The following is a 25,669-nucleotide window of genomic DNA, read 5'->3' on the forward strand; positions in this document are numbered from 1 at the left end:
GGCTTTCGCAAAAGCCGCAAACCCTTGCGGCACAGGGATTTCCGCACCGCGGGACCGGCGACGCCCCGGTGCGACGGACGATTCTTCCCGGCTGAAGCGCCCCCTAACGTAGATCTTTTTAAAGGGGGATCGTTTTACCTGTTCAGTGCCTTTCCGGGCGGCACGTCGCCGGGCGCGCGTGCTCGGATGTTCATCCGCGGTTCCCGGCCGCGTAAGGCGTCACGGTTACGGTGAGGCGATCGTGAACGGGTCATCGCCCGGCGTGGAGGAGGGGCGGGACCACGCGCGGGAACAGCCTTCGGCCATCGCCTGGGCGGAGTCCCCCCTGCAACTGCTCTGCGTGGTCGAGGCCTGCCACGCCGGGCTGCTCGGCGCCCCCGTCCGGGTGGTGCCCCGTGCCGGCTCGCGCCCGCTGACCGCCACCCGCCGGGAACTGTCCCGCCTCGTCCTTCCCCCGGGGCTGGAACAGGCCGGCCCGGCCCCCGGGCCGCCCAGGCCCCGGCGGGGCATGACCTGGGTGATCGGCGACGCCTTCTCCGGCCGGGTCCAGGCCCGCTGGCTCACCGCACTCCCCGGACGGATCGTGGTCGTCGACGACGGGCTGGCCACGATCAGGCTCCTGGAACTGCTCGCCGGGCCCCCTGGCAGGCCGCTGCTACGGGCCCGGGCCACCGCGGGCCCGTCGCGCTCCGTCCTCGGCGTGGCGGCCGGTCTGCGACTGCGCTCGGCCGCCCGGTCGGGCCGGCTGACGGTCTTCACCGCGATGCCCATCCCGGACGACCTGGCGCGCGCCGTACGCGGCAGGGGAGCCGAACTGGTCGTCCACGACTTCACCTGGCTGCGCGCGCAGCCACTGCGCCGGCCCCGGCCGCAGGAGCCCACGGTCGTCCTCGGCACCTCACTGGTGCGCAACGGCCTGATCCACCGCGACCGCTACCTCACCTGGCTCGCCGGGGTGGGCGCGGCCGGGCCGATGGCCTATTTCCCGCACCGCCGGGAGGACCCCGGCGACCTCGAACGGATCGGCGCGCAGCCCGGCGTCACCGTCTACGACGCCGGGGCCCCCGCCGAGATGACCCTGCGGGGACTGGACGCCGGGCAGCGGGTGCTCAGCCTGCCGTCCACCGCCGTCACCTCGCTACGTGTCCTGCTGGCACCCCGGGGCGTCACCGTGGAGGCGGTGGACGTCCCCGACGACTGGTGGACCGCCCTGGCGGCGCCCTCCCTCCGCTCACACCTGTCGATGTCCGCTCCTCACGACACCGGAGTCAAAAAGTGAAGGTCCTGGCCGTGGCCGACTCGGATTCCTATCTGAAGTGGGCCGCCCACCTGCTCGCGGGCCTTCCCGGCGGCTGTACGGCGGAGCTCGCGGTGATCCGTACCCCCATCGCACCCTCGCCGGCGCAGATCCGCGCGGCCGTCACCGGGGTGGCCGCCGACCCTCCCGTGCTGTCGGCGCGGGCGCTGCGCCGGGCGGCCGAACGGCTGCGGCCCGACGCGGTGCTGGCCGCCTGCACCGGCCCGGTGGTCGACGTGCTGGTCGGCGAGGTGCTCGCCGGCCTCTCGCCCAGGCCGGTGTTCGTCTCCGGGCTGCCCGGCATCTCCGTCCCCGCCACCGAGAAGGCATGGCTGTTCCGCAGCGGCTGCGACCTGTTCGTCCTGCACAGCGGCCGGGAGGTGGCGGAGTTCACCGAACTCGGCCGGAGACTGGGCGGCGGCGGCGCGGTCGGCCTGGCCCGGCTGCCGTTCCTGCCCGCGGGGCAGGCCCCGCCCCCCGCCGGGCCGCGCGACCGCGTGGTGTTCGCCGCCCAGGCCAAGGTGCCCAGGCGCAGAGAGGACCGGGAACGGATCCTGCTGTCCCTGGCGGAGCTGGCCGGGCGGCGGCCGGACCTGGACGTCGTGGTCAAGCTCCGCGCCCTCGACGACGAGCGGCAGACCCACGCCGAGCGGCACCCCTACCGGCGGCTGTGGGAGGAACTGGCCGGGCGGGACGCGGTCCCCGCCGGCGCGGTGCGGTTCGAGGCCGGCCCGATGCGCGACCACCTCGCCCGCGCGGCGGGGTTCGTCACGGTCAGCTCGACCGCCGCGCTGGAGGCGATCGCCTGCTCCGTCCCCCTGCTGGTGCTGTCGGACTTCGGGGTCGGCGCCGAGACGATCAACCTCGTCTTCGAGGGAAGCGGACTGCTCGGCACCCTCGAAGACCTGGCCGCGGGGCGCTTCCTCGCCCCGGACGGGGAGTGGTGCCACGCCAACTACTTCCACCCCGGCGGGCTGGACGACTGGACCTCCCACCTGGTCACCCTGGTCGGCATGGCCCGCTCGGGACGCCTGGTCCCGGCCCGCTCCCTGCTCGACGGGCCGGCGTACGCCGCCGCCCGCCGCCGCGCCCGGTTGCGCGTCGAGGTCCCGCCCAGGGTGCTGCGCGCCGGCCGCCGTTTTATGGCGACGCTGCGCGTCGCGGCTCGGGGCTCTTGATCCGGTGTCTTGCGGTTCTCATGGCGACGCTGCGCGTCGCGGCTCGGGGGCTGGTAACCGGTGTCTTCCCTCGTCGTTCACTCGCTGCGCTCGCTCTCTCCTCAGTCCAGACACCGGCGCCCCCGAGCGGGTCCGGGCACCGGCGTTCCTAGGCGGGGGACATCAAGGTCTCTGGGCGGGCCCGGACACCGGCGTTCCCGAGCGGGCTTATTGCGACACTTCGTGTTGGGGCTTTGGGGACTCGGAGGAGTTGAGGGCGGGGTCTTCTCCCAGGGCCAAGAGGGGGAGGCGTAGGACGAAGCGGGCGCCGTGGTCGCAGTCGGCGACGCTCAGGGTGCCGCCGTGGCCCTCGGCGATCTCCCGGGCGATCGGCAGGCCCAGCCCGCTGCCGCTCACGTCGCATTCGCGGCCCTCCTTCAGCCGGACGAACCGCTGGAACACCCGTTCCCGGTCGGCCTCCGGGATGCCGCCGCCGTCGTCGATGACCTCAAGCACCGCGTGTCCCGACCCGGAGTCGGGGCGGACCTTCACCTGCACCTCGTGTTCGGCGTGCCGTAGCGCGTTGTCCACCAGGTTGGTCAGCACCCTGGCCAGTTGCAGCGGATCGCCTTCGACCAGCGCGCCCGCCGTCAGGTCACGACTGATCTCGTCGGGGCGGCGGTCCAGCTCGGCGCGGACCAGCTCGCCCAGGTCGATCCGCTCACGGTTGTGCGGGGCGGCGGCGTCCAGCCGGATCACCGCCAGCAGGTCGTCCACCAGCAGCTGGAGCCGGTCGATCGAATGGTCCAGCCCCTCGAACGTCGCGTCGGTGTCCGGTTCGGGATCGGACAGCGCCAGGTCGAGCTGGGTCCGCAGGGCCGTGACCGGGCTGCGAAGCTCGCGTGGGAGGCGTCGGCGGCGAACCGCTGTTGCCGGCCGACGGCTTCCTCCAGCCGTGCCAGCGTGTCGTTGATGGCCCGCGCCAGCCTCCGGATCTCCTCCGGGCCCCGCGGTTCCGGCACCCGCCGGCTCAGGTCGGTGGCGGTGATGTCGCACAGCTCCGCGCAGATGCGCTGTACCGGGGTGAGCGCCTGGGACGTGGTCACCCAGGTGGCGAGGGCGACCAGACCCACGCAGGCCAGCCCGGCGACGCCGAGCAGCGCCACCCGCGGAGGGTCGAAGAACAGGCCGGGTTCCGGCTGCGCGACGTAGACCGCCCCGCCGGGGACCGAGGAACCCACGATGATCATCCGGTGCTTGTTCCAGGTGACGGTCCCGTCCCAGCGCGGATCACCCGGGTCCGGACGGGTCGTGGTGAGAGGCCGACCGGCGGCCGACTCCGGTGCGGAGGAGATCACCCGCCCGCCTCTCACCAGCTGGATGACCGTCCCGTCGTCGGCGATCGCCAGGCTGGGCGCCCTACCCTCCCGAATGGCCATCGCGTTCTGTCGGGCCAGCGACGCGGCGTGGCCGCGCACCTCAACGGTCTCCATCTGCCGGAGAACGATGAGCAGGCCGACCAAGCCCAGCACGACGATCACGGTGGTCAACAGCGCCGTGATCGCAGTGCTGCGTGCCCGCAGCGTCATGCTCTTACCTCTCGTCGCCCTTTCCGTCGCAGACCCTGCACCGCATTCAAGACGATTGGAGGGGATAATCCCAGCTCAGAAGGCATATATGTGCAAATTTTGGGGTTTTACAAGGGTGTTCGTGACAGGCGCCGCCGGAGCCGGGCGAGCGTCCCCGGCCCCGTACGATCCGGAGTGGTGAGCAGTTCCAGGGCGGCCAGCCGCTGACGCTTGAAGTAACGATCGGGGCCGTGGGCGTCCAGGTAGGCGGACGCGGCCTCACGCAGACCGGGATGGGCCTCGGCCCGCATGCAGTAGCCGACCGCGCGGACCAGGGCGGGCAGGTCCACCGGCGGCGGCTCGCTCACCGACCCGTCGGCCGCCAGCCGGGGCAGCAGGGCGTCGGTGATCGTCACCGGGATCCGGTTGCTGTTCTCATAGGGCGAGAGCCGTTCCAGGACCCGCTCGCCCCCCATCGCGGCCACCGGCAGCCCATGATGGTTCCTTGCCGTGATCAGCGCGGTGGAGAAGCAGCCGACGACCAGCCCGGGCCGCAGAGCCGCGAAGTACGACTCGGCGGGGACGCTCTCCGCGGCGATCTCCAGCCTGACGCCCAGCTCCGCCGCCGTCTCCCGCAGCCGGAGGGCGTGCCGCCGCCCGGCGGCCGGATGGGGCTTGAACAGGACGGTTTCGAACCCCCGGGCGGCCACGCCGCGCAGCATGTCCGCGTGCAGCTCCGCCTCCTCGGCGGCCGTGAGGATGTCGAGCGCCGACAGGTACTGTCCCAGGATCATCGCCCGGTCCTCGGGGGCCCCGGGTGTCTCCCGCGCCCCCATGGGCGCCGCCGGGTCCACCGCCGAGGTCACCGACTCCGCCACGTCCAGGAACGCCCGGTCCGGGAGGGCGTCGGCGGGCACGCCGTACTCCGACAGCAGCAGCGGGGTCAGGCCCGGCACCAGGTCGAGGTGGAGCAGCCGGGTGATCCGCCCGGAGATCTCCAGCGGCAGGGGGTCGCGGGTGGGGCCGTAGCTCATCAGGCCGTCGGAGTAGACGGTGATCGGGCAGTCCCTGACCAGCGCGGCGACGGTCCGGGCGGGCGGCACCGCGACGGACTCCAGGACCAGCTCGCGCAGGTCGTCGCCGAGGGAGAGCCGCGCGGCCAGCAGACGGCTCAGCATCGGCACCTCGATGACGCGCGCCTTCCAGTCCGACGGGTGCATCGGGGCCACGATCTCGTTCCACGAGTGGATCTCGTCGAAGTACGGGCGCAGCGGGGCGAACCCGGAAGCCTCGTCCAGCGGCGGGATGACCTCCGGGACGGCGGCGTTGCCGGAGACCAGCAGGATCCGCCGGTCCTCGCGCGGCCCGAAACGGCCGTCGTCGATCGCGGCCGCCAGCGTCATCGCCCCGAACAGCGTCGAAGCGTAGAACAGCCGCGTCATCGTTCCTCCAGCAGCTTCCGCAGTACCGCGTCGCGCTCGGGACCCAGGCTTCCCGCCTCGGCCAGCAGACCGGCGGGCAGCCGTCGCAGGGCCTGGACGCCGCGCGCCTCGAAGCGGGCGCGCAGCTCGGGGGAGAAGCGGTCACCCAGCTCCAGGTGGTGGACCAGCAGCGCGCAGAAGGTACGGGCGGCCTTGGCGGCGAACTCCTCCTCCGCGTCCCTCTCCAGATCGGCGAAGACCAGGTCGAAGGCGTCGAAGAAGTGCAGCTGCCGGGCGTCGCCGACCTGGGTCAGCGAGCCCGCCACCATCCGGCGGTAGAAGATCCCGGCCAGCGACACCACCGCGAAGGACGCCGCCCGCCGGTGCAACCGCCAGATCCACGGCCGGTCCTCGGCGGTGTGCAGACGGCCGGGGAAGGTCAGCAGCTCACCCAGGTCACGGCGGTAGATCCCCGCCCAGGCGTAGGGGTAGTCCACCATGGTCCGCGACGCCAGGGGCAGGATGTGCTCGCGCGGCTTCAGCACCACCCCGCGGACGGCCAGCGGGGCCCGGTGGACCACCCTCCTGCGCCCCTCGGCCTGGACGTGGTCCACCCGGACGAAGTCGCAGCCGAGCCCCTCGATCGCCGCCACCAGATCGGCCAGGTAGCCGGGGGCGAGCCAGTCGTCACCGTCCATGAACGTCAGGTAACGGCCGGAGGCCAGCGACACCCCCTGGTTGCGGGCGTCGGCCAGCCCCACGGGCGTCTCGTTGCGCAGCACGACCAGACCGGGCAGGTCATCGCGGAAGTCCTCGATGATCTGCCCGGTCCGGTCCGCCGAACCGTCGTCCACCACGATGAACTCGAAGTCCCGCCGCGCGTTCCGGGCGAGGGAGGCCAGCGCGTCGGCCACGTACGGCTCGACATCCCGCACCGGCACCACAACCGACAACCTGATCAAGGTTCTCTTTCCTGTTCACACACGGTGACGCGCCACAAGGAGCACCGGAATCCGGACCCGCCCAGGGCCCCGCCGTCCGGACCCGCCCACGGACCCCGGTCTCCGGACCCGCTCAGGGGCGCCGGTGTCGGGACCCGCGAGGGGGTGCCGGTGTCGGGACCCGCGAGGGGGCGCCGGTGTCTGGACTGAGGAGAGAGCGAGCGCAGCGAGTGAACGACGAGGGAAGACACCGGTTACCAGCCCCCGAGCCGCGACGCGCAGCGTCGCCATGAGAACTGCCGCCATCTAAACAGTGACACGCCGCAGGCGGGACTTCGGGGCTTCTTCGCCGGGGAAGACGCGCTTCACGCCGTCGCCCAGTGCGCTCTCGATGACGCGGATGTCGCGGACCAGGTGCTCCAGCCCGGCGGGTTCCAGTGAGGCGGCGTGGTCGGAGCCCCACATCGTGCGGTCGAGCGTGATGTGCCGCTCCACGGCCACCGCGCCCAGCGTCACCGCGGCGAGTGAGATCTGCAGGCCGCGCTCGTGGCCGGAGTAGCCGACCGGCACGCCGTACCGCTCCCGGAGGGTCTGGATCGTGCGGAGGTTGGCCTCCTCCGGGGGGAGGGGGTAGGTGGACGTGGCGTGCATCAGCACGAGCCTGGAGGTGCCGAGGACCTCCACCGCCCGGTCGATCTCCTCCAGCGTGGACATCCCCGTGGACAGGATGACCGGCTTGCCGGTGGCGGCGAGGGCGCGCAGCAGCTCCAGGTCGGTCAGGCTCGCCGAGGCGACCTTGTGCGTGACCACGTCCATGGACTCCAGGAACTCCACCGACGGCACGTCCCACGGCGAGGCGAACCAGTGGACGCCCCGCTCGCGGCAGTGCTCGGCGATCGCGGTGTACTCCTTCAGGCCGAACTCGGTCCTGATCTTGTACTCGAGGTAGGTCATCTCGCCCCACGGCGTCTGCCGGATCTGGTCCCGCTGCTCCGGCGGCACACAGATCTCCGGTGTGCGCTTCTGGAACTTGACGGCCTGGCAACCCGCGTCGGCCGCCACGTCGATGAGCCTGCGCGCGATGTCGAGGTCGCCGTTGTGGTTGATCCCGATCTCACCGATCACGTAGACCGGCAGGCCCGCGCCGACCAGCGTGTCGCCGATCCGCACCGGACCGGCGGCCGGCGCCGTCCTCGGCTCGGCGCGGGGGACGGGCACGGACGCGGAGGCCGGTGCGGAGGCGGGCATGGACGCGGGCGCGGGGGCGGGCGCGGGGGCGGGCGCCGTCCCGGTTCCGGGGCGCGCGGCGAGGATCCGGTCGCACAGTTCCCGTACGGCCCCCGCACCGCCGGGCCTGGTGAGCATCACCCGGGCGGCGGCGCGGACCCGGGGGTGGGCGTCGGGCACGGTGACGGGCCAGCCGACCTCGCTCATCGGGCCCAGGTCGTTGACGTCGTTGCCGACGTAGGCGACGCGGGCCGGGTCGAGCCCCTCGATGGCCAGCCAGTCGCGCAGCACGGTCCGCTTGTCGGTCAGCCCCTGGAGGACGGGCACGTCGAGCTTGCGGGCGCGGGCGGCGACCACCGGGTTCCGCTCGGTGGACATGATCAGCAGTTTGACGCCCGATCCGCGCAGCAGCGCCACCCCCATGCCGTCGGAGCGGCTGACCGCGACCATCTCACGGCCGTCCTGGTCGACGTAGGCGCGGTCGTCGGTGTGCACGCCGTCGAAGTCGGTGACCACGGCGTCCACGTCGATGGGCTCGGGCCGGTCCACGAACGGCGCCAGCGCCCGGACGATCTCCAGGTCCTCGGGGGAGTCGACCTCGACGGCGTGCCGCGGCGGTACGGGCTGCACGGCGACCCTGCCGAAGAAGCGGTGCCCGTGCTCGCGCAGGCCGTCGGCGCGCATCGCGTAGAACGCGCCGGTCTCGCGGAAGTGCGGTTCGCGGTCCTGGCGGCGCGGGCGGAAGGACGGGTCGTGGTTGACGCCCGCGCCGGCGGCGTCCCACAGGAACTCGTGCGTCTCCAGGCCGGAGAAGACCACGTCCGCGCCGCCGTCCAGGATCCTGGTGACGGCGGCGTCGAGGTCGGCCGGGTCGACGAACGCGCTGGTGCACTGGACCAGCACGACCACCTCCGGGTCCTCGCCGAGCCGGTCGAGCGCGTGCAGCACCGCCGACTCGCTGGAGGCGGTGGCCCCGCTCAGCTCCTGCGGCCGCTCGACCACCTGAGCTCCGGCCTCGCGGGCCACCCGGGCGATCTCGGCGTGGTCGGTGCTGACCACGACCTCGTCGACCAGCTCGGCCCGCACGCAGGCCCGCACCGCGCGGGCGACCAGCGGGGTGCCGCCCACCGCGGCCAGGTTCTTCAGCGGCACGCCCACGGAACCGCCACGGGCGGGCACAACGGCCAAGACTCGCAAGGTGACTCCTCGTGACACGGACGAACTCCCCCGAACCGGGGTACTCGCCGAACCTAGCCACGAGGGTGACCGTTCAGGGGTGCCCGAGCTGAACGCCCAGGGTCACCCGCCTTAACTTTCCGGGGGCCCGGTGACGTGCGAGCGCCGCGGGCGGCGTCCATCGCCGCCCGCGGCGCCATGACCGGAAAGCCGCGGTCGCCGGAGGGCCGACTACTCGGCGAACCTGCCGCGCGTGTCGTCCGCGGCCTTCTTGGCCTTGTCCTTGGCCTTGCCGGCGGCCTCCTTGCCCTTGCCCTTGGCGCGCTCCATGCGGCCCCGGGCGGCCATCTCGTCGTCGTTCACCGCCTCACCGGCGTTCTCCTTGGCCTTGCCCTTGATCTGGTCGAAGTTCGTCATCGTGGGTCCCCCCGTAGTCAACGACCAATTCGTCACCTCCTCTCATAGCCCGGGAGCGACGAACCAACCGTCATTTCGATCACTTTAAGTGACTAATCACTTACTTAGAGTGATGAATTACGGCAGGCTGTCAGATCTTGGTATCGATGCCGGCCCGGTGCTCTCAGTCGCCGTCCCCGCCCTCCGGGTGCCGCTCGCGCGTCAGGTGGCCCAGGAACCACTCCTGGGCCAGGCGGGCCACCTGCTCCAGCGCGCCGGGCTCCTCGAACAGGTGCGTGGCCCCCGGCACGATCTCCAGGGCCGTCTCTCCCGGCAGCAGCTCCATCGCCTCCTGGTTGAGCCTGATGACGATCGGGTCGCGCTCCCCGACGATGAGCAGGGTGGGCTGGTGGACCGACCGGAGCGCGTCACCGGCAAGATCCGGCCGCCCGCCGCGGGAGACGATCGCCTTCACCGCGGGCCGCGCCGCGGCGGCGACGAGCGCGGCGGCCGCGCCCGTGCTGGCGCCGAAGAGGCCGACGTCGAGTCCGGCGGTCGGCTTGTGCCGGGCCAGCCAGTCGGTCAGCCCGGCCAGCCGTACGGCGAGCCGCCCGATGTCGAAGCGGAACTCACCGGTTACCAGGTCGATCCGCTCCTCCTGCGGTGTGAGGAGGTCGGCGAGGACCGTCGCCAGCCCGGCTCTCTGCAGCTCGCCCGCCACGTGGCGGTTGCGCGGGCTGTGGCGGCTGCTGCCGCTGCCGTGCGCGAACAGCACCATTCCGTACGCCGGATGCGGCACCGCGACGTCGGCCTCCAGGACGACGTCGGCGGCCGGGATCTCCAGGCGTTCAAGGTTCATCCGGACGGCGTTCACATGTACCCCCTCCCGTGAGGCGCCCGCCGGCTTCCACCGGCTGCCGGTCCCGTGGCGGGACCTAGCCGGTCGTCGCCGGCCGGGACCGCGTCGCCGAGCGCAGGAGGCTCCGCACCTCCCCGTCCGTCGTCTGGGTGAAGTCCCGGTACGACTGCCCGACGGCGGTGAAGTAGGGGGGCGTGACGGCGCACACCAACTCGTCGGCCAGGTGGGCGAAGTCACGGTGGACGGAGTCGGGCGCGGTCGGCACGGCGACGACGGTCCGGGCCGGCCGGTGGCGGCGGAGCGCCTGGAGGGCGGCGCGCATGCTCGCCCCCGTGGCCAGGCCGTCGTCCACGACGATGACGGTTCTGCCGTCGAGGTCCAGCGCGGGCCGCCCCTGCCGGTAGGCGTCCTCCCGCCGGACCAGTTCCTGGCCCTCCCGGGCGGCCGCCGCGCGGATGGCCCACTGCGAGATCCCGAGCCGTCCGACGATGTCCTCGTTGAGCACGATGACGCCGCCGCTGGCGATGGCGCCCATGGCGAGCTCCTCGCGGCCCGGGACGCCCAGCTTGCGCACCAGGAAGACGTCCAGCGGGGCTCCGAGGGCCGTGGCGACCTCGTACGCCACCGGGACGCCGCCGCGCGGCAGTCCCAGCACGACGACGTCGGGTCTGCCGCGGTAGCGCTCCAGGAGGCGCGCGAGGACCCGCCCTGCGTCCCGCCGGTCCTCGAACGTGCCGTCCATGTCGTCCGGCATGGTGAACAGGTCATCCGACACGGCTCCCACCCCCGCTCGCCGTAGGTGCGCCCTGCCCTCCAGTGAATATCCCCAAAACGGGGCAATCGACTTTCCAGGCGCGGTGAATGTGGCACGGGTTTTACCTGTCCGGGTCACGGTCTTTGCGGGACGCCCGCGGCCGGGCCCGCGCATCCCGTGCCCGCCCGGTCCGACTCCCGCTCGCCGCCCGCTCGGCCGTTCCCGTGTACGGAGGGGCCGAGCCGCTCTCCGGGACGACGCCGTCGTCACCCTGCCCGCCGACGGCCCGGCCTTCCACGTCTGGCACCTGACCTGACGCGGGCTCCCGGGGAGACACCGGGAGACGGACACCGCCCGGCGGGCCGTACGGCCCGCCGGGCGGCTGAACCGGCCCTACTTCAGGTACGGCCCGGCGTCGCCGACCTTGCCCGGGGCCGGGTTGCCCGGCAGGTCGAGCACGTAGACGCGGGCGTTGCCCTTGCCGGGGGCGGCGACGGTGAGGGTGCCGCCGGTGACGGTCCTGCGGTCGCCGGTGACCGCGTCCACGTACGTGCCGTTCAGGACACCGGTGAAGGTGGCGCCCCCGGTCACGGTGATCAGCGCGTAGCTGTCCACCGCGCCGGAGGTGTAGCGGCGCTTGTAGGCCATCTGACCGCTGACGCCCTCGGTGGAGTACTGGCCCTTCTGCAGCGCCGGGATCGCCCGGCGGATCCGGTTGAGCCGCTGCAGATGCTTGACCAGCGGCTTGTCCAGGGTCTGCGCGACCGCGCCGGTCGCCGAGGAGACGACGCCGAAGTCCGCGGCGGTGACCGACCCGGCCAGGTGGTCGCCGTAGTAGGCGCGGCCGGTGGTGGACAGCGGGCAGGTCGGCCCGCAGTCGATCTTCTTCCCCTTCTGGAACTCGATCTCCGAGCCGTAGTAGAGCGTCGGGATGCCGCGGAAGGTCCACATCAGCGACATGTTCTCCGCCCACGCGTCGGTCCCGCCGGCGTAGCGCTCGTTCGACTTGTTGGGACCGTAGTCGTGGGAGTCGACGTAGACGGTGTTGTAGGTGGCGTCGTTGTAGCTGTCGTCGGAGTCCTTGCCGGCGGTGAAGGCGTTGGACGCCTCGCCGAAGTTCATGTGCATGCGCATGTCGATGACGTTCATGCCGGAGAACTTCGAGTGGTCGGGGGCGTGGTAGTCGTTGCCGCGCAGGAATGCGTTGTCACTGGTGGGCTGGTTGGCGGTGCCCATGAGGTTCTCGTAGTCGTACTGCTCGACGACCGCCTTGGCGTCGTCGGGGTCGAACTCCTTACGTTCCTTCCAGGTGTAGAACTGCGCGGAGTGGTTGACTGAGCCGCGGTTCCACTTGTCGTGGACGAACGCGCCGACCTCGCCGAAGACGTAGAAGTCCTTGCCCTTCTCGCCGTGCACGGCGGTGGCGTGCTGCCGGATGGCGGGCAGGAAGCGCCGGTTCCACGTCAGCCGGGAGACGTGCACGGCGGTGTCGACGCGGAAACCGTCCACGCCCATGTCGATGTAGGAGTTGTAGGCGCCGATCAGGTAGTCCTGGACGGCCTTGTTCTCGGTGTTGAGGTCGGCCAGGTCGTCGTGCAGCCAGCAGCTCTTGGAGTCGGCGCCCTCCCAGTTGCCGAGCCAGCACTGGTGGTAGTACTGCGCGGGGAACATGCCGGAGGTCGGGCTGGGCCACTGGCAGTTGCGGATGGTGAAGCCCTCGGGGCTCCGGTAGGAGGTGGGTGTGCCGTAGTCCCGGCAGGTGTTCCCGGCCGGGGCCGTGGCCGACCACAGATCGCCGTTGTAGGGGCGGCCCTTGGCCATCTCGTTCTGCGCGGTGGTCAGCTCGGGGTCGTCGCCCCGCTGCTCCTCCATCGGGTCGTACTCCCTGCCGGGTTCCTTCCTGCTGTACAGCCACTTCCACTCGCCGTCGCGCGAGCCCCACACCGCGGGCACGTACAGGCCCTTGGCGCCCCAGCGGGAGCTGTGGTTGTAGACGACGTCCTGGAAGATCTTGATGCCCTTGGCGTGCGCCCTGTCGATCAGATCCCGGTAGGTCGCGCCGGGGGTCTCCAGCCGGGTGTCGACCCGGTAGAAGTCCCAGCCGTGGTAGCCGTGGAAGTCGTAGTCGGAGCGGTTCAGCACGACCGGGGTGATCCAGATCGCGGAGAAGCCCAGGCCCTTGATGTAGTCCAGCTTGTCGATCAGGCCCTTGAAGTCGCCGCGGAACATCGGGTCGCCGGCGGCGGCGTTGCCCGACTTCACGTGCTGGCTGCCGCCGCGGTTGTTGGCGGGTTCGCCGTCGTTGAACCGGGCGGTCATCACGAAGTAGATGCTGTCCTCACGCGGGTCGCCGCCCAGCGGGGAGCCCTTGACGGGGGTGGCCGGCTCGTCGCCGGTCTTCGCCGAGGCCGCGGGGCTCGCCTCCGATCTGTTGCCGGCCGCGTCCAGGGCCCTGACCGTGTAGGTGTAGGTGGTCCGCGGGTCCAGGCGGGCGTCGGTGTAGACGGTGTTGGTGGCGGTGGTCAGGGTCACCGGGGCGCCGGAGTCCTTGACGCGGGTGATCTCATAGCCGGTGACGCCCACGTCGTCGGTGGCCTCGTTCCAGCTCAGCTTGATGGTGGTGTCCTGCGCGGTGGCGGTCAGGCCGGTGGGCGCGCCGGGCGGGGTCTCGTCCTCGGGCGCGGGCGTGCACGGATCGGCGGCGTTCGCGGTCACCACGCCGTCTTTGACGGTGGTGCGGCCCGAACCGAGGGCGTAGTCGGCGCCGCCGTTGTTGTCCCAGGCGCCGGAGCCGTTGTTGAAGGCGGCCTTGAGGCCGGTGGCCGAGCCGAGGTCGATGGTCCTCTTCGCCCAGTCGGCGCAGGCGGTCTCGTTCATGGCGACGCCGGGGACGGACGTCCAGGAGCCGCCGGTGGGCTGGTAGTGGACGTTGACCGTCGGCCACCCCTTGGTCTTCCTGTGGTAGAAGACCTCGGCCTTGCCGCCGGGGCCGTTCTCGCCGGAGCACGGGTCGCCTGAGGTGACCTGGCCGCCGGAGACCTTCACCGTGCCGGCGCCGATGGTGTAGTCGGCGCCGCCGTTGTTGTCCCAGGCGCCGGAGCCGTTGTTGAAGGCGGCCTTGAGGCCGGTGGCCGAGCCGAGGTCGATGGTCCTCTTCTTCCAGCCGGCGCAGGCGGTCTCGTTCATGGCGACGCCGGGGACGGACGTCCAGGAGCCGCCGGTGGGGGCGTAGTGGATGTTGGCCGCCGGCCAGCCGGTGGCGTAGTAGACGGTGACGCTGTTCGCGGCAGCCGCCGTCGACGGGACGGCGGCGCCGGCCAGGGCGAGGGCCGTGGCGGTGAGCAGCAGGAGGGCGGGTGAGGGGGATGAGCGCATGGTCGTTCGTCCTCCGCGCGGGTCGCTGATGAGGGCCCCGGGCGCGGTGGGCGCCCGGGGCGGTGGATCGTCGAGCTGTTACCCGGGGGTGGTCAGCGCCAGGTGTCGTTGCGCGTCGCGGTGCCGCCGGAGGGCGTGGTGAACGAGCGGTTGGGGTCGCTCTCCCAGGTCACCGAGCCGTCGGGGTTCTTCTTGATGTACTTGTAGGAGATCGTCCGCCCGGCGGGCAGGCCGGCCGCGCCCCGCCAGACGGGGTAGGCCGCCGACGACAGCGCCACCGCGTTCGCCGGGTTCCAGCTGCCGAGCTCGGGCACGTCGCCCACGACGAAGACGTTCTGCCCCCAGTAGGTCGTGGCGTTCACCGCGAAGGTGGTGGCGACCGTGTCCTGGGTGGGGGTGGAGGTGGGTGTGGGAGAGGAGGTGGGCCGGGGGCCGCCGACGTGGACGGCGACCGCGCCCTTCGCCGGGACGGTCACCGACGCGGTGCCGCCCGCGCCGACCGTCACCGTGCCGCTCCCGGCGTCGTTGGCGTAGGTGCCGGCGGGCAGGCCGGTGGTGAAGGTCCGGGTGACGGAGCCGCCCTCGTTGTTGATCGCGACCCAGCCCCGGTCGCCCCGGCTGAAGGCGATCACGTTGTTACCGTTGTCGTACCAGTTGGCGACCGCGGTGCCCGCGACGGCCCGGTTGAAGGCGGCCATGCCGCTCATCTGCCGGTGGAAGCAGGTCCACCGGCCGTTCCCGCAGTCGGTGTCGGTGACGAACCCGCCGTTCGCCGACGGGGGACCGGCCTCCTTGTCGCCCCAGGTGAAGCCGGAGTAGACGGCGGGCGTGCCGTACGGCCAGGCCAGCATGAAGACGTTCGCCAGCCGGTAGGCGTCGCCGTACTTGTAGTTGAGGGTGGAGCCGTTGCGCTCGGTGTCGTGGTTGTCGACGAAGACCACGGCCTTGTCGCTCGGCACCGACAGGCCCCAGCTCTGCCCGAAGGTCGAAAGCCACTTGATCTGGCCGGTGAACTGCTCCTTGAGCTTGCGGCCGTAGACGAACTCGTGCACGTCGCCGACGCCGGTGTACTGGCTCGGCCTGACGGCCTCGTTCGGGCCCTCGATGACCTCCTGGTGCAGGTACGGCGAGCCGCTCAGCCGCCCCTTGATCGCCGACAGGTCGGAGGGGGAGATGTGCTTGGCGGCGTCCACCCGGAAGCCGTCCACGCCGAGGGAGGTGAGCCGGTTGAGGTAGCCGGCGATCTGGCCGCGGACGTAGTCGGAGCCGGTGTTGAGGTCGGCCAGGCCGACCAGCTCGCAGTTCTGCACCCGCCAGGCGTCGTTCGCGTAGTCGGAGTCGTTGATCGTGCAGGCGGGGGAGTGGAAGTCGGCGGAGGAGTACAGCCCGGGATAGCCGTACTTGCCGAAGGAGTAGCCGCCGTAGCTGCCGCTGCCCTGCCCGGTCATGTGGTTGATCACCACGTCGGCGTGCACCTTGACGCCCGCGGAGTGGCAGGCGCCGACCATGTTCCGGAACGCGTTCTCGTCGCCGAACTTGCTGGTGAGGGTGTAGCGGGCGGGCTGGTAGACGTCCCACCAGACCGAGCCGCCCTTGCTCATCGAGTCGTTCGGCGGGGAGACCTGGACGGCGGCGTACCCGGCGGGGCCGAGGACGCCGGTGCACTCCCTGGCGACCGAGTTCCAGTTCCAGTTCCACAGGTTGGCGATCGGGCCGGGGGTGGGCGGCGCGGCGGCGGCGGGGGTGGCGGTCGTGACGGGGAGCGCGACGGCGGCGCTCGCCAGGACGGTCGCCGCCACGGTCAGGACGGCTTTGTAGGATCTCACGGGGGCCTCCAGACGGATGGACGGATTCCCTTCGCCGGGCCGGGTGTTGCAGCACCCGGCCCGGGTCTTCCCTCCCCGGGGCCATGGGGCCCCGGGGCCTTACGGTGGTCCTCCCGCGGACCTCGTCCGCGGGAGGACCGGGTGGGGCGGCGCGGGGTCGTGCGGACGCCCCACGCGGGCTCTGAGCCGCGCGGCCGGACGAATCAGCCGTGCGGCCGGACGAAGACGGCGACCGTGCGGGCCGGCACCGTCAGCGTGCCGGTGGCGGGGTCGAAGGCCGACGTCTTCACGACGGCGTCGGTCCCGTCCGCCTGGACGGGGTGGAGGGTCACCGCCGCGCCCTTGAGGGCGGCCACGGTCTGCGACCGCTTCTCGGGCGTGGCGTTGAACACGACGGTCAGCGAGTCCCACTTCGGGTCGATCCCCGAGGCGTCCAGGTGCATGGTCAGCACGCCCGGCGTCTCGGCGTCGCCGCTCAGCGGGAAGGTCAGCCGCCTGCCCACCTCGGCGGCGGAGCCGAGGGTGAAGGCGGGGGAGGAGGAGCGGATCCTCAGCAGCTCGCCGTACAGGTTCCGCGCCGCGGTGATCGCCGCGCAGTCCGGCTTCAGCGCCGGGTCGGCGAGCAGCGGCCGGGCGTAGGACCACTTGTCCTCGTTGTCCGCCTTAGGCGGCAGGCCCGCGCCGAAGCCGTTGCCCTGCGCGCAGTCCCACAGCAGCCGGTTGAACCAGTCGCCGGAGTCGAAGGAGTTGCGGTCCAGCGACTTCGAGCGCAGCCGCTCGGTCCCGGCGTGGACGAACGAGGTGCCCTGCCCGAGGACGGCGGTGGCCAGCGACAGCGACTGCATGCGCACCCGGTCGGCCATCGGGGTGGCCTGCGGCAGCTTGTAGGCCAGCGCGTCGAACAGCGTCTCGTTGTCGTGGGCGTCGACGTAGGTGACGGCCTCGCCCGGCTCGGCGGTGTAACCGGCGGGTGAGCCGTTGTAGTCCACCTCCGAGCCCTTGACCCGCCTGCCGCGCGAGTCGGTGAAGGCGTAGTCGCGCAGGTTGCCGGTCAGTCCCACCTTGATCAGGTCCTGGTAGCCCAGCAGGCGGGCGCGCTGCTGCTCGGCGGTGCCGTTGGCGGGTGAGCCGTTGGGCGCGCCGGCCAGGCCCGAGCCGAAGCCCTGGATGCGGGGGTCGGCGTCGAACGGCGTGCCGCCGCGCACCGCGTCGCGCAGCCGGTCGTTGAAGGTGCCGATCCCGGTGCCGGCCATGTTGGCCTGGGTGGCCTGCTCGAAGCGGGCGTCGTCGGCGACCTCGCCGAAGTTCCAGCCCTCGCCGTACAGGATGATCGACTTGCCGTCCACCCCGTCCTTCCGCGGGGTGAGCGCGTCGAGGGCCTTGCGGACCGCGACGATGTTCGCCTTCGGGTGGTGGCCCATCAGGTCGAAGCGGAAGCCGTCCACCTTGTACTGCTTCGCCCAGGTGACGATGGAGTCGACGACGAGCTTGCCCATCATCGCGTGCTCGGGGGCGGTGTTGGCGCAGCAGGTGGAGGTGGCCACCGCGCCGTCGTCGAGCAGCCGGTGGTAGTAGCCGGGCACGACGCGGTCGAGCACCGAGGTCGGGTCCTGGCCGGCGGCGTGGGTGTGGTTGTAGACGACGTCCATGACCACCCGCAGCCCGGCCCTGTTCAGGCCCTGCACCATGCCGCGGAACTCCTTGATCCGGGCGGTGCCGTCCGGGTCGGAGGCGTAGGAGCCCTCGGGCACGGTGTAGTGCTGCGGGTCGTATCCCCAGTTGAAGGCGTCCTTGGCGGCGGTCTCGCCGACGCACTCCTGTTGCCGCCCGGAGTCGGCGGGCAGCGCGGCCAGGTCGCAGTCCGGCTCGGCGCGGTCGGCCTTCTTCTCGGGGACGGTCGCGATGTCGAAGACCGGCAGCAGGTGGACGTGGGTCAGGCCGTCCTCCGCCAGCCTGCGCAGCTCCCGCATGCCGGCGTGGTCGCCGGTGAACGCCGCGTAGGTGCCGCGCAGGCCGACGGGGACGGTGGCGTCGGAGGCGGAGAAGTCGCGCACGTGCAGTTCGTGGATCGACGCCCTGGCCTGGGGGACGGCCTCCGGCTTGGCGAGCGACGACCAGCCGTCGGGCCGCAGCGACCGGTCGCCCAGGTCGGCGAGCTGGCTGCGGACGGAGTCGGCGGCCAGCGACACGCTGTAGGGGTCGGTCACCTCGTTGGTGACGACCTTGCCCGCGGCGGGGGAGTAGACCGTGACCAGGAAGGTGTAGTAGCGGCCCTTCCAGGCGGGCGTGCCCCGCACCGACCAGACGCCGGTGGCGTCGTCGCGGCGCATCGGCTGTACGGCGCGCTCGCCGCCGGACGGGCCGCGGTAGAGCGCGAGCTCGACCTTGCGCGCGGTCGGCGCCCAGACCGACAGCCGGGGCGCGCCGTCCCAGACCGGGCCCAGCTCGGCTCCGGCCGCCTTGGCGTAGACGTCGTCGAGCACGCCGGGCAGCTGCACGCCGGTGGCGGTCAGCAGCGCGCCGGAGGCGTCCCGCTCGACGGCCACGACCTGCCCGCGCAGCGCCTCGGCGACCAGGCCGGTGTCGCGCGGGTCCACGGTGAGGGCGGCGTGCCCGGAAAGGTGCGGCCACCTGGCCTTCTGCGCGTCGGTGAGGGCGCCGGGGACCAGCCGGATGATTCGGAGGTCGCCGGTCAGGTCGCCGTCGGCGTAGGCGATGTCGCCCTTGGCGGAGAAGGCCAGCGAGTGGTGGAGGGCGTCGGACGTCCGTACCTTCCAGGCGACCGTGCCACGGTCGATCCACTGGGCGGCGGCCTTGCTCAGGTCGGCGTCCGCGCCGTGGGCGGCGGGCTGCGGCAGCAGGTTCCCCTCGACGCCGGCGATCCGCCAGACCTCGCCGCCGGTGGCGGCCACGTCGAGCGACTGGTCGGCGGGCAGGTCCTTGTCGTCGCCGTTGTGGACGATGTAGCTCACGGTCTTCGCCCCCTCTTTCAGGGGGATCCGGAAACGGAGCCCGAACGCGTCGCGCCCCTCGGGCCGGAGCGGGGCGGCCCACTCGGTGGGCGCGGCCACGTCACCCCACAGGTGCAGCCCCCAGCCGTCGTATTTCCCGTCCGGCCGGTGGTGATGCACGATCGCGACGTTCTCGGCCGCGGCCCTGGTCGGGTGGACCTCCGCCTTCCCCGAGACGACGTACGCCTCCGGCCGCGCGGCCGGGGTGAACGTCTGGTCGGGCCCGGGATCCTTGACGTCGCCCTTGTGAATTATGTAGTTCAGCGGGGCGGCGGCGTTCTTCAGCGGGACCTTCCAGAACGCGCCGTAGGAGTCGGCGCCGTCCGGCGGGCGCGGGGCCGCCCAGTCGGTGCCCGCGCCGTCGGCCAGGCCGTCGCCCCACAGGTGCAGGCCCCAGCCGTCGTAGTCCTTGTCCGGCCGCGCGTAGTGGACGGTGGCGTAGCCCTGGGCCTCGGCGCGGGAGGCGTAGGTCTCCGCCCTGCCGGAGGCCACCCAGACCTCGCCGGTCCTGGCGGGATCGACGACGCGGTCGCCGCCGTCCTTCTCGTCGCCCCTGTGGACGATGATCCCGACGTTCGCCGCGCCCGGCTTGAGCCTGACCCAGGCGAACCTGCCGTAGGAGTCCTCGCCGGTCAGCGGGAGCGGGGAAGCCCACTCGGTGGGCTGCTCCACGTCCCCCCAGACGTGCAGGCCCCAGCCGTCGTAGTCCCCGGCGTCCTTCGCGTCCGGGCGCTGGTAGTGCACGACCAGCCAGTCCCGGGTGACCGCGCCCGGGTCCTGCGGGGCGGGCTCGGCGCCGACGGTGGCCGACGCGGTGGCCGAGGCGAGACGGCCCGCGGAGTCCTTCACCACCGCCCTGTAAGTGATCTTCGTGCCGGCCGGGATCCCGCGCAGGTCGTGGAAGACCCGGAAGGTACGGCCGGCCGCCGTGGCGTTGGGCGCGTCGTCGGTGCCGAGCACCCTCCAGCCGCCGTCGCCGACCCTGGCGGCGAACGTCACCTGGTCGAAGCCGCTTCCGGGCACGGTGGCGGTGACCGGGATCCGGCCGTCCTCGGCGGTGCCCCTGATCTCGGCGCCGGGCAGGGCGATCGAGACGGCCGGGCCGGCGGCCGGGGCGGCGAGCGTCCCGCGGGCCCTGTAGACGACGGCCGACAGCGCCGGCACGGTCAGCGCCAGCTTCGCGTCGGCGCCCGAGGTCAGGTCTGCGGGGCCCTCGCCGTACACCTTGGTGAAGGCCATGCCGGGGGAGAACGTCGGCACGGCGGCGGCCTGGGCCTGCTCGGCGTTGTTGACCGCCACGACGTACTCGACCTTCTCGCGGGCGCCGATCCGGGAGAAGGCGTAGACGCCGCCGGACGCCAGGCGCTCGATCTGGGCGCCGTCGGCGAGGGCGGGGTGGTCCTGGCGCAGCTTCGCCAGGGCGGAGATGCCCGCATACAGCGGGTGGCCGGGGACGAAGTTGTCGCGGGCGTGGGTGGCCGTGGTGCCGATCAGGTCGTCGTCCAGGTAGTCGCCGACCTTGGAGGCGAACATCGTCTGGCGGGCGTCCTTGTCGCCGCCGCTTCCGGTGAAGCCCTGCTCGTCTCCGTAGTAGACGACCGGCTGGCCCCGGGTGAGGTACATCAGCCGGTGGGCCAGCAGGTCGCGGCGGAGCAGCTCGGCGTCGTCCGCGCCGGGGTTGTCCTGGGCGATGAAGCGGCCGATGCGGCCCATGTCGTGGTTGCCGAGGAAGGTCGGCAGCGAGGAGGCGTCGGCGTCGGCGTCGGTGTGGTGGTCGTCGTCGGCGTACAGCCTCGCCAGCCGGGCGGCGTCCGCGGTGCCGCCGCTGAAGGAGCGGGCGGCCTCCTGGAACGGGAAGTCCAGGGTGGCGTCCAGCCCGCCGCGGGTGGAGTAGCGGCTGGTGAAGGCGGGGTCGCCGGAGTAGACCTCGCCGAACATGAAGAACCGCTTGTTCCCCTGCTTCGTCGCGTAGTCGTGCAGGGCTGGGGAGAACCGCTCCCAGAACTCCATGTTGACGTGCTTGGCGGTGTCGATGCGGAACCCGTCGATGCCGGTTTCGCGGACCCACGTCTTGTAGATGTCGGCCATGCCCCTGACGACCTCGGGCCGTTCGGTCCACAGGTCGTCGAGGCCGGAGAAGTCGCCGTACTCGGAGCTCTCGCCGCTGAAGGTGGAGTCGCCCCGGTTGTGGTACATCGTCGGGTCGTTCAGCCAGGCGGGGGTCTTGGCGTTCTTCGGCGCGACCGGCGTGTAGGGGAACGAGTCGGCGGTCACCTCGGGGAAGGTGTCCTTGCCCGCGTGGGCGCGGTCGTCGAACGGCACGCCGCGGGCGTCGACGTAGGGGTAGGCGCCCTTGGAGCGGTAGGAGTGGGTCTTCTCCGCATAGTCGATGACGTCGGCGGTGTGGTTGGTGATGATGTCGAAGAAGACCTTCATCCCGCGCCGGTGCGCCTCGCGCACGAGCTTCTTCATCTCGGCGTTCGTCCCCAGGTGGGGGTCGATCCGGGTGAAGTCGGTGATCCAGTAGCCGTGGTAGCCGGCCGAGGCGTCCGCGCCGGAGCCCTGGACGGGCCGGTTGCGGAAGGCCGGGGTGATCCAGATCGCGGTGCTGCCGAGGTTCTCGACGTAGTCGAGCCTGTCGATGAGGCCCTTGAGGTCGCCGCCCTGGTAGAACCCCTTGTCGGCGGGGTCGTAGCCGGTGGTGAGCCGGTCGCCGGACAGGCCGCCGCGGTTGTTGCCGGGGTCGCCGTCGGCGAACCGGTCGGTCATCGCGAAGTAGAACCGCTCGCGGGTCAGCGCGGTGCGCGCGGCGTCCCGGGCGAGGTCCCTGTCGGCGGGCTCGGCCGTACGGCTCAGCGCGGAGACGACGGGCGCAGTGGTCGCCGCGGGGGCTGCGGGGGGCGCTGGGGCCGAGAGGGCCGCGGTCGGGGCGCCGGGTGGCGCGGAGGCGGGGGACGACGCGTGGGCGGGGGCGGCGAGGGGCGGCACGAGCAGCGCCGCCGCGGTGAGGGCCGCGGTGAGCGGTCCCGTCCTCGCGCGCCGTGGGGGGAGCGGCCGGACCACCGGTGGCCTCCACGGTTGTTTCGGGGGTGTTGCCCGGAAGTTACTCATTAGGCATGATCTATGCAATCCCTTGCGGAAACTTTCTGCACGAAACCGCCCGGGGTGCCGTCCGGGGTCTCGCGAGCCCGCCGTCGCCGGGCCTCCCGCCTCCTGCCGGCGGGGGGACGGCCCGGCTTCCACCCAGGTCAGGGCGGGGAGAAGGTAACGGATCGGTGGACTCCTCCGGGTTTGTAACAAGTTTGCAGACTCTTGCAGCAAGTTCTTCCAAAGGAGTTCACGGCGGCGTAACGTCCGGCGTACTCCAACCCCGGTCCGGAGTCTCCCCACCCCGGTCCGGTCCCCTGAACCATGAGGAGAAATGATGCGGCGAGCCTTCTCGGCCGCGACGATCGTCGCGGCCCTCGCCCTTGCGGTCTCGGCCTGCGGCGGTGGCGACGGCGGCTCGGCGGCGGCGCCGGCCGGCTCGGCCCCGTCGGACCCCACGAAGATCAAGGGTGAGATCACCTGGTGGGACACGGTCCGGCCGGACAGTGAGGGCCCGACGTTCCAGGCGCTCATCAAGGAGTTCGAGGCCAAGTACCCGAACATCAAGGTCAAGTACGAGAACGTCCCCTCGGACCAGGCGCAGAACAAGTTCCAGACCGCCGCGCAGGCCGGTTCCGGCGCGCCGGACGTGATCCGTTCCGAGGTGGCCTGGACCTCCCAGTTCGCCTCGCTCGGCTACCTGCAGCCGCTGGACGGCACCCGCGCCCTGGAGAACGAGTCCGACTTCCTGCCCAGCCCGCTGAGCAGCACCAAGTACAACGGCAAGGCCTACGCCGTGCCGCAGGTCACCGACACCCTGGCGCTGCTGTACAACAAGAGGCTGCTGAAGGAGGCCGGGCACGAGGAGGCCCCGAAGACGGTCGAGGAGCTCAAGCAGGCCGCCCTCGACGTCAAGAAGAAGACCGGCGCCGACGGCATCGCCCTCAACGTGGACGCCTACTTCCTGCTGCCGTTCATGTACGGCGAGGGCGGCGACACCCTCGACGTCAAGAGCAAGAAGATCGTCGTGAACTCCCCGGCCAACGTCAAGGCGATGGCCACGATCGACGACCTGGTCAAGTCGGGCGCCGCGCCCAAGCCGGCCATCCAGGACAGCTACGTCAACGCGATGACCGCCCTCAAGGACGGCAAGGCCGCGATGATCTACAACGGCCCGTGGTCGCTGGCCGAGGTCTACCAGGGCAAGGAGTTCAAGGACAAGGAGAACCTGGGCATCGCCCCGGTCCCCGCGGGCTCGGTCAAGGCCGGCGCCCCCACCGGCGGCTGGAACTACGCCATCTACGCCGGTTCCAAGAACCTGGACGCCTCGTATGAGTTCGTCCGCTTCATGAGCACCCCCGAGGCCCAGGCGAAGATCGCCAAGGAGATCAGCCTCCTGCCGACCCGCGCCTCCGCCTACGACAACCCCGACGTCACGGGCAACAAGGACGTCGCCACCTTCAAGCCGATCCTCGACACCGCGGTCCCGCGGCCGTGGATCCCCGAGGGCGGCCAGCTCTTCCAGCCGCTGCTGGAGGGCTACCAGGCCCTGGTGGGCGGCAAGACCACGCCCGAGGACATGCTCAAGTCCGTCGACCAGAAGTACCGCGGCATCTTCAAGGACTGGAGCTGACACCGTGGCGACCTCCACTGGACGTGTGACCGGCACGACCAGGGACCGGGCCGCGGGCGCCGACGACGGCGCCCGCGGCCGGGGCGGGCCCAGGAGGCCCGGCCCGTTCCGGCGCGCCACGTCGCAGTACTGGTACGCCTGGGCCATGGTGGCCCCGGTCATCGCGGTCACCGCCCTGCTGATCGGCTGGCCGCTGGCCCGGGGCGTCTACCTCTCCCTGACCGACGCCACCGAGGCCACGATGGGCCGGACCATCGGCGTCAACGTGATCCCCTCGACCTACGAGTTCGTCGGCCTCGGCAACTACGTCGAGATCCTCACCGGCGGGGTCTTCTGGGAGAAGCTGACCTGGACGGTCATCTGGACCGTCGCCTGCGTCGCCCTGCACTACGGCATCGGCCTCGGCCTGGCGATGATGCTCAACCGCAGGCTGCGCTTCCGCTCGTTCTACCGGCTGCTGCTGATCCTGCCGTGGGCGATCCCCGGCTTCGTCGCCGCCTTCATCTGGCGCTACCTCTACAACAGCGACTTCGGCGTCATCAACGCGATGCTGCGCGCGGCCGGGCTGGGCGGCGTCGGCTGGCTCGACGACCCCACCACCGCGAAGATCGCGGTCATCGCGGTCAACGTCTGGGTGGGCGTGCCGTTCATGATGGTGGCCCTGCTCGGGGGGCTCCAGTCGATCCCCGCCGAGCTCTACGAGGCGGCCGAGGTGGACGGCGCCACGCCGATGCAGCGCTTCCGGCACATCACGATCCCCGGGCTCCGCACCGTCTCCAGCACCGTCGTGCTGCTCGGCACGATCTGGACGTTCAACATGTTCCCGCTGATCTTCCTGATCACCGGGGGAGGGCCCGGCAGCGCCACGGAGATCCTGGTGACCTACGCCTACCGCGAGGCCTTCACCGGCATCCGCAACTACTCGGGCTCGGCGGCCTGGGGCGTGATCATCCTGCTGCTCCTCGTCGTGATGGCCCTGGTCTACCGCCGCGCGCTGCGCAGGCAGGGGGAGGTCTGGTGAGCACCGCCACCGCAGAGCGGGCACGGCCCCGCCGCGTCCGCGGCCGTGAGGACCGGAGCGTCGGCAGCTCGATCCTGCTGCACGCGACGCTCATCGTCGCCTCGCTCATCTCGATCTTCCCCATCGTCTGGCTCGTGCTGACCTCGCTCAAGCCGCGCGACGGCTGGCTGTCCACCGAGCTGAAGATCTTCGACCAGCCGTCGCTGGACAACTACACCCGCGTCCTGACCGAGACGGGCTTCCCGAACTGGCTGCTCAACTCGGTGATCGTCGCCGGCCTGACCACGATCATCGGCGTCTTCCTGGCCTCGACGACCGGCTACGCGATCAGCCGCTTCCGCTTCCCGGGCTACCGCGGCGTGATGTGGATGCTGCTGGTCACCCAGATGTTCCCGGTGGCCATCCTGATCGTGCCGCTGTACAACCTCATGGCCGGTCTCGGGCTGCTCAACCAGATCCCGGGCCTGGTGATCGCGTACATGACGGTCGCGGTGCCGTTCTGCGCCTGGATGATGAAGGGCTACTTCGACTCCATCCCGCGCGAGATCGACCAGGCCGGAATGATCGACGGGCTGACGCCGTTCGGCACCTTCTGGCGGGTCATCCTGCCGCTGGCCCGGCCCAGCATCGCGGTCACCGCCTTCTACTCCTTCATGACCGCCTGGGGCGAGGTCGCCTACGCCTCGGTCTTCATGACGGGGGAGGGCACCCGCACCCTCGCCGTCGGCCTGCAGCAGTTCGTCGGCCAGCACTGGTCGGACTGGGGCCTGCTGACGGCCTCGGCGGTGCTGATCGCGCTGCCCGCGGCGGTCGTCTTCCTGCTGGTCCAGCGCCACCTGGTCGCCGGGCTCACCGCGGGGGCGACCAAGTCGTGAGCCGGCGCCGCCCGTGGGGCGGCGCCGCGGCGCACCGGGCGGTGC

At 71.8% G+C, this 25,669-nt stretch carries 16 protein-coding genes; 5 read left to right on the top strand and 11 right to left on the bottom strand.

Going from position 1 to position 25,669, the window contains the following annotated elements:
• Positions 1-241: 241 nt before the first annotated feature.
• Both ACFYSC_RS19125 and ACFYSC_RS19130 read left to right on the top strand, forming a co-directional pair.
• The gene (locus ACFYSC_RS19125; RefSeq protein WP_389963022.1) at positions 242-1,279 is read left to right on the top strand and encodes a hypothetical protein; all 1,038 of its coding nucleotides are present in this window, start codon (positions 242-244) and stop codon (positions 1,277-1,279) included.
• A gap of 11 nt (positions 1,280-1,290) precedes the next feature.
• The gene (locus ACFYSC_RS19130) at positions 1,291-2,475 is read left to right on the top strand and encodes a DUF6716 putative glycosyltransferase (protein ID WP_389963025.1); all 1,185 of its coding nucleotides are present in this window, start codon (positions 1,291-1,293) and stop codon (positions 2,473-2,475) included.
• A 207-nt stretch (positions 2,476-2,682) separates the two neighbouring features.
• Here ACFYSC_RS19130 and ACFYSC_RS19135 read toward each other — a convergent pair whose 3' ends face one another.
• From ACFYSC_RS19135 to pulA, 11 genes are all read right to left on the bottom strand, one after another.
• On the bottom strand, positions 2,683-3,312 hold the full coding sequence (locus ACFYSC_RS19135) for a sensor histidine kinase (protein WP_389963568.1): 630 nt from the start codon (positions 3,310-3,312) through the stop codon (positions 2,683-2,685).
• A complete protein-coding gene (locus ACFYSC_RS19140; protein WP_389963029.1) occupies positions 3,210-4,043 on the bottom strand; it encodes a HAMP domain-containing protein in 834 nt (277 codons plus the stop codon). The genes ACFYSC_RS19135 and ACFYSC_RS19140 overlap by 103 nt, the downstream gene beginning before the upstream one ends.
• Before the next feature lie 107 nt (positions 4,044-4,150).
• Positions 4,151-5,464 (bottom strand): polysialyltransferase family glycosyltransferase, encoded by a 1,314-nt coding sequence (locus ACFYSC_RS19145; protein WP_389963032.1) that lies wholly within the window; start codon positions 5,462-5,464, stop codon positions 4,151-4,153.
• Positions 5,461-6,387: a glycosyltransferase family 2 protein gene (locus ACFYSC_RS19150; protein WP_389963571.1), complete on the bottom strand. Its 927-nt coding sequence runs from the start codon at positions 6,385-6,387 to the stop codon at positions 5,461-5,463. Before ACFYSC_RS19150 ends, ACFYSC_RS19145 begins: the two co-directional genes overlap by 4 nt.
• Positions 6,388-6,690: 303 nt before the next feature.
• A complete protein-coding gene (locus ACFYSC_RS19155; protein ID WP_389963574.1) occupies positions 6,691-8,790 on the bottom strand; it encodes an N-acetylneuraminate synthase family protein in 2,100 nt (699 codons plus the stop codon).
• Between the two features lie 228 nt (positions 8,791-9,018).
• Positions 9,019-9,204 carry a CsbD family protein gene (locus ACFYSC_RS19160; RefSeq protein ID WP_389963035.1) on the bottom strand — a complete coding sequence of 62 codons (186 nt, stop codon included), beginning with the start codon at positions 9,202-9,204 and terminating at the stop codon, positions 9,019-9,021.
• A 163-nt stretch (positions 9,205-9,367) separates the two neighbouring features.
• Positions 9,368-10,042 carry a dienelactone hydrolase family protein gene (locus tag ACFYSC_RS19165; protein WP_389963037.1) on the bottom strand — a complete coding sequence of 225 codons (675 nt, stop codon included), beginning with the start codon at positions 10,040-10,042 and terminating at the stop codon, positions 9,368-9,370.
• A 76-nt stretch (positions 10,043-10,118) separates the two neighbouring features.
• On the bottom strand, positions 10,119-10,817 hold the full coding sequence (locus ACFYSC_RS19170; protein ID WP_389963039.1) for a phosphoribosyltransferase: 699 nt from the start codon (positions 10,815-10,817) through the stop codon (positions 10,119-10,121).
• Positions 10,818-11,189: 372 nt separating this feature from the next.
• Entirely contained in the window at positions 11,190-14,171 is a 2,982-nt protein-coding gene (locus ACFYSC_RS19175; RefSeq protein ID WP_389963042.1) for a carbohydrate binding domain-containing protein, read from the bottom strand.
• Between the two features lie 92 nt (positions 14,172-14,263).
• Entirely contained in the window at positions 14,264-15,997 is a 1,734-nt protein-coding gene (locus ACFYSC_RS19180; RefSeq protein WP_389963045.1) for a carbohydrate-binding module family 20 domain-containing protein, read from the bottom strand.
• 203 nt (positions 15,998-16,200) lie between these two features.
• On the bottom strand, positions 16,201-22,071 hold the full coding sequence (pulA, locus tag ACFYSC_RS19185; RefSeq protein ID WP_389963049.1) for a pullulanase-type alpha-1,6-glucosidase: 5,871 nt from the start codon (positions 22,069-22,071) through the stop codon (positions 16,201-16,203).
• Positions 22,072-22,432: 361 nt separating this feature from the next.
• On the opposite strand from pulA, the gene ACFYSC_RS19190 reads away from it, so the two are divergent.
• From ACFYSC_RS19190 to ACFYSC_RS19200, 3 genes are read left to right on the top strand one after another with little or no spacing between them, the layout of a single operon-like run.
• On the top strand, positions 22,433-23,728 hold the full coding sequence (locus ACFYSC_RS19190) for an extracellular solute-binding protein (RefSeq protein ID WP_389963052.1): 1,296 nt from the start codon (positions 22,433-22,435) through the stop codon (positions 23,726-23,728).
• Between the two features lie 25 nt (positions 23,729-23,753).
• A complete protein-coding gene (locus tag ACFYSC_RS19195) occupies positions 23,754-24,749 on the top strand; it encodes a carbohydrate ABC transporter permease (RefSeq protein WP_389963055.1) in 996 nt (331 codons plus the stop codon).
• A complete protein-coding gene (locus ACFYSC_RS19200; RefSeq protein WP_362944313.1) occupies positions 24,746-25,624 on the top strand; it encodes a carbohydrate ABC transporter permease in 879 nt (292 codons plus the stop codon). The genes ACFYSC_RS19195 and ACFYSC_RS19200 overlap by 4 nt, the downstream gene beginning before the upstream one ends.
• Positions 25,625-25,669: the final 45 nt, after the last annotated feature.

The organism is Streptosporangium sp. NPDC004379, assembly GCF_042873875.1.
GTDB lineage: Bacteria > Actinomycetota > Actinomycetes > Streptosporangiales > Streptosporangiaceae > Streptosporangium.

Excerpts from the sequence above, each read along its gene's own strand:
- ACFYSC_RS19145 (WP_389963032.1), bottom strand. The coding sequence starts at position 5,464 with ATGACGCGGCTGTTCTACGCTTCGACGCTGTTCGGGGCGATGACGCTG.
- ACFYSC_RS19140 (WP_389963029.1), bottom strand. The coding sequence starts at position 4,043 with ATGACGCTGCGGGCACGCAGCACTGCGATCACGGCGCTGTTGACCACC.
- ACFYSC_RS19175 (WP_389963042.1), bottom strand. The coding sequence starts at position 14,171 with ATGCGCTCATCCCCCTCACCCGCCCTCCTGCTGCTCACCGCCACGGCC.
- ACFYSC_RS19165 (WP_389963037.1), bottom strand. The coding sequence starts at position 10,042 with ATGAACCTTGAACGCCTGGAGATCCCGGCCGCCGACGTCGTCCTGGAG.
- ACFYSC_RS19190 (WP_389963052.1), top strand. The coding sequence starts at position 22,433 with ATGCGGCGAGCCTTCTCGGCCGCGACGATCGTCGCGGCCCTCGCCCTT.
- ACFYSC_RS19160 (WP_389963035.1), bottom strand. The coding sequence starts at position 9,204 with ATGACGAACTTCGACCAGATCAAGGGCAAGGCCAAGGAGAACGCCGGT.